The following is a 6898-nucleotide window of genomic DNA, read 5'->3' as shown; positions in this document are numbered from 1 at the left end:
TTGCGCCGAGGCCGAGCCCATCAGGGCGAGGCCGACCGCCACCACTGCACCAAGCGTCTTCATGTCACGTGATCTCCTGATCGGGATTGAGAAACGGCTGGACCGTGCATTTGGTTCGGCAAAGCTTATCCGCGCCCGGCGCAGTTCGACCATCGCCCCATGTCTTGCTCCCGCAACAGGCCCTACGCTCCCGGCGCGAGGCACCCGGACCCTAACGCCCCTCGGCGCCCTTGCGCATCGCCGCTGCGGCCGCCGACAGGCCCCAGCGCACCAGATCCTCGGCGTCCAAGGCCGCGTTCGCCTCGGCGTAGCAGCGCAGTTCGGGCGCGTTTCCCGAGGGGCGGAAGTGAAGGGTTCGCCCGCCATCGAGTTCGATGCGCACCCCATCCTGCTCATCGACCGACCGGGGTGTCCCGACCGGGCGAAGGAAGGCGCGCCGGAAGGTGTCCTCGCCGAGGGCCCGCAGGAACGCGCCGCTGCGTTCGGGCGGGGTGTCGGGGAGCCGGTCGCTCGCGGTCTCGCCGACGTTGAGCGAGGCGACGAGGTCGGCGAGCGCCAAGCAGTCCCGTTGCGCGGCCGCGAGAGTCGCCAGGATCGGCAGCATCGCGTCGCGGGTCGGCAGGGCGGACAGGGTCTTTCCAGAGAGGACCACGTCCGATCCGAGCAGGAACCCGCCATTGGCCTCGAAGCCGACGGTGACCCGCGAACCCTCTTCTTTCGCCAGAGCCATGCCCGCGATGACGAAGGGCGAGCCGACCTTGGTGCGCAGGACGCGTTGAAAGCCGCCCGCATGCTCGATGGCGGACCCCGCCGTCACGGGCACGACGACGGTATCGACCCCGAGATAGCGAGCCGTGATCAACCCGAGGACGTCCCCGCGCACGATCCGCCCGGCGCCGTCCGCCACCAGCGGCCTGTCGGCGTCGCCGTCGGTAGTCACCAGGGCGTCGAAGTCCCCGGAGGCCATGACCTCGCGAATGTAGGCGATGTCCTCGGGACGATGGGCCTCGGTGTCGATCGGCACAAACGTGTCCGAGCGGCCGATCGCAACGACCTTTGCGCCGCATGACCGAAGGAGGTCGGCGAGCAGATCGCGGGCGACCGAACTCTGCTGGTAGACCGCGATCCGTTGACCGCCCAGGATGTCGGCCGCGAAGACGTCGCTGTAGCGGCGATGGTACCGCGCGAGGGCGTCGGGCTCCGGCGTGGCCGGCGCCGTCACCGCCATGGGACCAACATCTCTGACGTCGCCGAGGGCGGCCAGGATCGCGGCCTCGTCAGCCTTCGTGATCTCGCCGTCCGGCCGATAGAACTTGAGGCCGTTGCGGTCCTGGGGGATGTGGCTGCCGGTCACCATCACCGCGCAGGCGCCGCGCCGCAGGCCTTCGAGCGCGAGAGCCGGCGTGGGCAGGGCGCCGCAATCGATCGCCTCGAACCCGGCTGCCGTGGCCGCCGCCGCCACGGTCGCTGCGATCCCCGCGCTGCTGTCGCGCAGGTCGCGCCCGATCACCACGGTGCGGTTGGTGCCGGCGGTCGTCGCCACGGACCGGAAGAAGGCGCCCGCATAGGCGTAGCTCGGCCATCCGACGAGGTCGGTGACGAGACCACGCAGGCCGCTCGTCCCGAATTTCAGACTGCTCACGATGCCTCCATGATCCCAAGGCCTGCAGGGGCCGCGCGATGCCGGCATCGCCAGGCGCTCAACGCCGCCGGTCAGACGCGCCGACCCGGTGTGCCAGCTTGGCCGGACAGGATCAATGGAGTGGATTGCCGAGCCGGAAATCTCAACGGCTGCAGCGAGATAAATGGTCGGAGCGAGAGGATTCGAACCTCCGACCCCTAGTCCCCCAGACTAGTGCGCTAACCGGGCTGCGCTACGCTCCGACGTCCCTTGACGGGCTGAGGGGTCTTTAGCTTTCCGGTTTGGCGCGCGCAACCCCCAAACGTGAAGCCCGGATGCGGTATCCGCATCCGGGCTTTGGGGTGTTCAGGCGTGGGACGGTGTGGCAGGCGATCCGTGCGGGTCGTGCTTGTCCGGCGTGGTGTTGTGCGGGTCCTTGCCGCGCTTCTTGGCGAGCCAGATCAGGAATTTCCGGATCACCACGTAGAAGACCGGGGTCAGGAAGAGGCCGAACACCGTCGCGCCGATCATGCCGAAGCAGACGGCGGTGCCGAGGGCCTGGCGCATCTCGGCGCCGGGGCCGGTGGCGATGACGAGCGGCACCGTGCCGAGGATGAAGGCGAAGGCCGTCATCAGGATCGGGCGCAGGCGCAGGCGGCAGGCTTCCACGGCGGCGGCCACGGGGCCCTTGCGCTCGGTCTCTTCGAGCTGGTGCGCGAACTCCACGATCAGGATGGCGTTCTTGGCCGCCAGACCGATGAGCACGATGAGACCGATCTGGGTCAGGATGTTGTTGTCCTGACCCCGCAGCTGCACCCCGATCAGGGCCGCGAGCACGCCCGTCGGCACCACGAGCAGGATGGACAGCGGCAGCGCCCAGGACTCGTACTGCGCCGCGAGCACCAGGAAGACGAGGAGCACGCCCAGCGCGAAGACGTAGATGGCCGTGTTGCCCGCCGCCTTCTGCTGGAAGGCGATCTCGGTCCAGTCGTAGGCGTAGCCGTCGGGCAGCGCGTCCTTGGCGATGGCCTCCATGGCGTCGAGGGCCTGTCCCGTCGAGATGCCGGGTTGGGCCGTGCCCTGGACGGGCACGGAGTAATACAGGTTGAAGCGCTGGACGATCTGCGGGCCGGTGATCTCCCGGATGGTGGCCAGCGTTCCCATCGGCACGAGGGCGCCGGTGGAGGAGCGGATCTTCAGCTGCTCGATGTCCTGCTTGGAGACGCGGAACGGGGCGTCACCCTGCACACGGACCTGATAGATGCGCCCGAGCGTGTTGAAGTCGTTGACGTAGGCGCCGCCGAGCGCCGTCTGCACGGTGGAGAAGACGTTGGAGAGCGGCACGTTGAGCATGCGCGCCACCGTGCGGTCGATGTCGAGGTAGAGCTGCGGCGTGTCGTTGCCGAAGGTGGTGAAGACCCGCTGCACCTCCTTGCTCTGGTTGGCCTTGCCGAGCACCTCGCCGACCGCGCCGAGGAGCGGGCCGATGGACGAGCTCTGCCGGCTCTCGATCTGCATCTTGAAGCCGCCGCCCTGGCCGAGGCCGCGCACCGGCGGCGGCGGGATGACGATGACGCGGGCTTCCTGGATGTCGGCGGTGGCCTTGATCACGTCGCCGGTGATCACCGCCGCGCTGCGCCCGTGGACCGCCCGCTCCTTGGCGCCGGACAGGGTGATGAACATCACGCCCGAATTGGTCGTGTTGGTGAAGGTCGCGCCGTCGAAGCCCGCGATGATCACGGTGTTCGTCACGCCGTCGATCTTGCGGGCGGCGGCGGCCGCACGGTTCACGACCTCGGTGGTGCGGTCGAGCGAGGCGCCGGAGGGCAACTGCACGACGCCGATGAGGTAGCCCTGGTCCTGGTCCGGGATGAAGCCCGTGGGCGTGGTCTTCACGAGGTGCAGGGTCGCGGCGATCACGCACGCATACACGATCATCATGCCGATCAGGCCGATCGTGTAGGTGGTCAGGCCGTAGATGACGCGGCCATAGGCGTTGGAGAGCCAGTCGAAGCCCTTGTTGAAGCGATCCGCGAGCCAGGCGACGAAGCGGAAGAGGAAGAACTTCGGCTTGGCGTGTTCGTGGTGGGGCCGCAGCAGCAGCTTGCAGAGCGCCGGCGACAGCGTCAGCGAGTTGAACATCGAGATGATGGTCGAGGCCGCGATGGTGAGCGCGAACTGCTTGTAGAACTGGCCCGTGATGCCGGGGATGAAGGCAGTCGGGATGAACACCGCCGAGAGCACGAGGGCGATGGCGACGACGGCGCCGCCGACCTCGTCCATGGTTTTGTGCGCGGCGTCGCCGGGAGAGAGACCCTCGGCCATGTTGCGCTCGACGTTCTCCACCACCACGATGGCGTCGTCGACGACGATGCCGATGGCGAGCACGAGCCCGAACAGGGTCAGGTTGTTCAGCGAGAACCCGAAGGCCGCCATGGCGGCGAAGGTGCCCACCAGCGAGACGGGAATCGCGATCACCGGGATGAGCGCGGTGCGCCAGCTCTGCAGGAACACCAGCACCACGATGACCACGAGGCCGACGGCCTCGAACAGGGTCTTGTAGACCTCCTGAATCGACTCCTCGATGAACTCCGTCGGGTTGTAGGCGATGCGGTACTCGATATCCGGCGGGAAGTTCTTCTTCAGGCTGTCCATGACCTTGCGCACCGAGGCCGCCGCGTCGAGGGCGTTGGTGCCGGGCCGCTGGAAGGCGCCGATGCCGATGGCCGGGGTGTCGTTGAGGAACGAGTTCGTGGTGTAGTCCTTTTGGCCCATCTCGACGCGGGCGATGTCCTTCACCCGGACGAGGCGGCCGTCGGACGCCTTGACGATGACGTCGGCGAATTCCTCGGGGCTCTGGAAGCGCCCCTGCGACTGCACGATGAGCTGGAAGGCCTGGCCGGTGGCGGCGGGCGGCGAGTTCAGGGCGCCGGCGGCCACCTGCACGTTCTGCTCGGAGAGCGCCGTGATGATGTCGGAGGTGGTCAGCCCATAGGCGGCGAGCTTGTTCGGGTCGAGCCAGACGCGCTCGGCATACTCGTTGCCGCCGAAGATGGTGATGTCGCCGACGCCGTCGAGGCGCAGGAGTTCGTCGCGGACGTTGAGGTAGATGTAGTTGGCGAGGTAGTTCTGGTCGTAGGTCCTGTTCGGCGAGAGCAGGTGCACCACCAGCATCAGGTCCGGCGAGGCCTTGCGCACGGTGACGCCGAGGTTGCGCACGTCCGGCGGCAGACGCGGCTGGGCCACCGAAAGGCGGTTCTGGACGAGGACGTTGGCGATATCGAGGTTGGTGCCGACCTTGAAGGTCACCGTCAGCAGCATGTTGCCGTCGTTGGTGGACAACGACGTCATGTAGAGCATGTTGTCGACGCCGTTGACCTCCTGCTCGATGGGCGTCGCGATCGTCGCCGCCACCGTTTCGGCATTGGCGCCCGGAAAGCTCGCGCGCACCGTCACGGTCGGCGGCACGATCTCGGGGTACTGCGCCACCGGGAGCGACAGGTAGGCGACGTAGCCCAGGATCAGGAAGACGATCGACGTGACCGATGCGAAGATCGGCCGATCGACGAAGAAGTGGGCAAAACGCATCGCTTGAACCTCTCGCCGCCCGTGCCCCGCATGCGCGGGTGTCCGAGACGGCACCGTTTCTTCGTCCGCGGTCTGGTGGCCGCACCCCGCCCGCGATCGGCCGGGGCTACTCGTCTTCGGTCGGCGATCAGGTCTTGCTGGGAGGCAGGGTCGAGGTTTCGGCCGCGACCTTGGCGCCGGGGCGCACGCGGGTCACGCCGTTGACCACGACGTTCTCGTCGCCCTTCAACCCCTCGCGGATCACCCGGTAGCCATCGACCTTCGGGCCGAGCTTCACCTCGCGCAGGGCCACCGTGCCGTCGTCGGCGACGACGTAGACGACGCGCTTGTCCTGGTTGGCCGAGACGGCCTCGTCGGGCAGCAGGATGCCCTGGTAGGGCTTCGTGGCGGGGAGCGCGACGATGCCGAACAGGCCCGGCTTGATGAAGCCGTCCGGGTTCTCGACCGTGGCCCGCAGCAGCACCGTGCCGGTGGCGTTGTCGACCCGGTTGTCGACGAAGTCGAGGGTGCCCTTGCGTGTCGGCTTCGCCTCGCCGGTGAGCGCGATGAGGATCGGCACGCCCTTGCCCTTCTGGGTCTGGCCCATGCCGATGCCGAGGCTCCCCTGGTACTTCAGGAACGAGCGCTCATCGACGGTGAAGCCGAAATAGATCGGGTCGAGGGAGACGATCGTAGTGAGCTGGGTCTGGTCGGTGACGACGATGTTGCCCTCGGTGACCAGGCGCCGGCTGATGCGGCCGGAAATCGGTGCCTTCACCTCGGTGAAGTCGTAATTGAGCTGGGCCTGGCGCAGCTGCGCATCGGCGCTGTCGACATCGGCCTGCGCGGTCTGCGAGGCCTGCCGGCGCTGGTCGGTGACCTGCTCGGAGATGTTGCCCGACTTGCTCAGGGTCTGGGCGCGGTCGAGGTCGGTCTGCGAGAAGTTCAGGCGGGCGCGTGCCGAGACCAGGGCGGCCTGGGCCTGGTCGAGGGCCGCCTTGTAGGGGCGCCGGTCGATGACGAAGAGCAGGTCGCCCTTCTTCACCGTGGCGCCGTCCTGGAAGTTGACCTTCTCGAGGTAGCCCGTGACGCGGGCCCGGACGTCGACGATGTCCACCGGGTCGAAACGCCCCGTGTAGGTGTCGGTCTCGACGATCTCGCGGACGACGGGCTTGGCGGTGGTGACCTTGGGCGGCGGGCCGCCGGGGGCCTGCGCCACGGCCGGCCCGGCGAAGATCGCCGTCGCGAGGCCCAATGCAGGAAGACAATGAAGGATCGAGCGCATGCGCATATGGTTATTCCCTACACTGCGCCAGCTAGAGGTCCGCAACGCGGCGTGTCGTGCGCTGCCACACATGGTCTTCGGAACGAACTTCCGAGCGTCAGACTTCGACCGGCTCGCCCGAGGCCGCCCAATCCTTGAACCCGCCCGCGTAATGCTCTTCGATCGGCAAGCCGGCATTCTGCGCCGCCGCCAGCGCATGAACCGAACGCACGCCGGACATGCACGAAAACACGGGGCGCCGCCCATCCCGCGCAATCAGTTCGGCGATCGCTCCGGTGTCGAAGGTCGAGAGCGGATGGGGCACGGCGCCGGGGATATGACCCTGCGCGAATTCGTGCGGCTCCCGCACGTCGATCACCAGCATCGCGCGGTCGGCCAACCCGGCCTTGATCGCATCCCGGTCCAGGCCGACAACCTTCATCCGT

4 protein-coding genes and 1 tRNA gene are annotated in these 6898 nt (G+C 67.8%); all 5 read right to left on the bottom strand.

Annotation, left to right across the window (positions count from 1 at the left end; all coding sequences use genetic code 11):
• Window positions 1–211: 211 nt before the first annotated feature.
• Window positions 212–1642, bottom strand: coding sequence for a phosphomannomutase (locus tag JWQ05_RS11770; protein WP_299658629.1), 1431 nt, complete (start codon window positions 1640–1642; stop codon window positions 212–214).
• Window positions 1643–1806: 164 nt separating this feature from the next.
• Window positions 1807–1884, bottom strand: a tRNA-Pro gene (locus tag JWQ05_RS11765).
• Between the two features lie 103 nt (window positions 1885–1987).
• Window positions 1988–5209: an efflux RND transporter permease subunit gene (locus JWQ05_RS11760; RefSeq protein WP_299658628.1), complete on the bottom strand. Its 3222-nt coding sequence runs from the start codon at window positions 5207–5209 to the stop codon at window positions 1988–1990.
• Window positions 5210–5336: 127 nt separating this feature from the next.
• A complete protein-coding gene (locus tag JWQ05_RS11755) occupies window positions 5337–6473 on the bottom strand; it encodes an efflux RND transporter periplasmic adaptor subunit (protein ID WP_299658627.1) in 1137 nt (378 codons plus the stop codon).
• 97 nt (window positions 6474–6570) lie between these two features.
• The gene (locus JWQ05_RS11750) at window positions 6571–6894 is read right to left on the bottom strand and encodes a rhodanese-like domain-containing protein (RefSeq protein WP_299658631.1); all 324 of its coding nucleotides are present in this window, start codon (window positions 6892–6894) and stop codon (window positions 6571–6573) included.
• Between the last annotated feature and the right edge of the window lie 4 nt (window positions 6895–6898).

Source organism: Methylobacterium sp. (assembly GCF_028290105.1).
In the GTDB taxonomy this organism is placed as follows: domain Bacteria; phylum Pseudomonadota; class Alphaproteobacteria; order Rhizobiales; family Beijerinckiaceae; genus Methylobacterium.
This window is presented reverse-complemented; position numbering and strand designations above follow the sequence as displayed.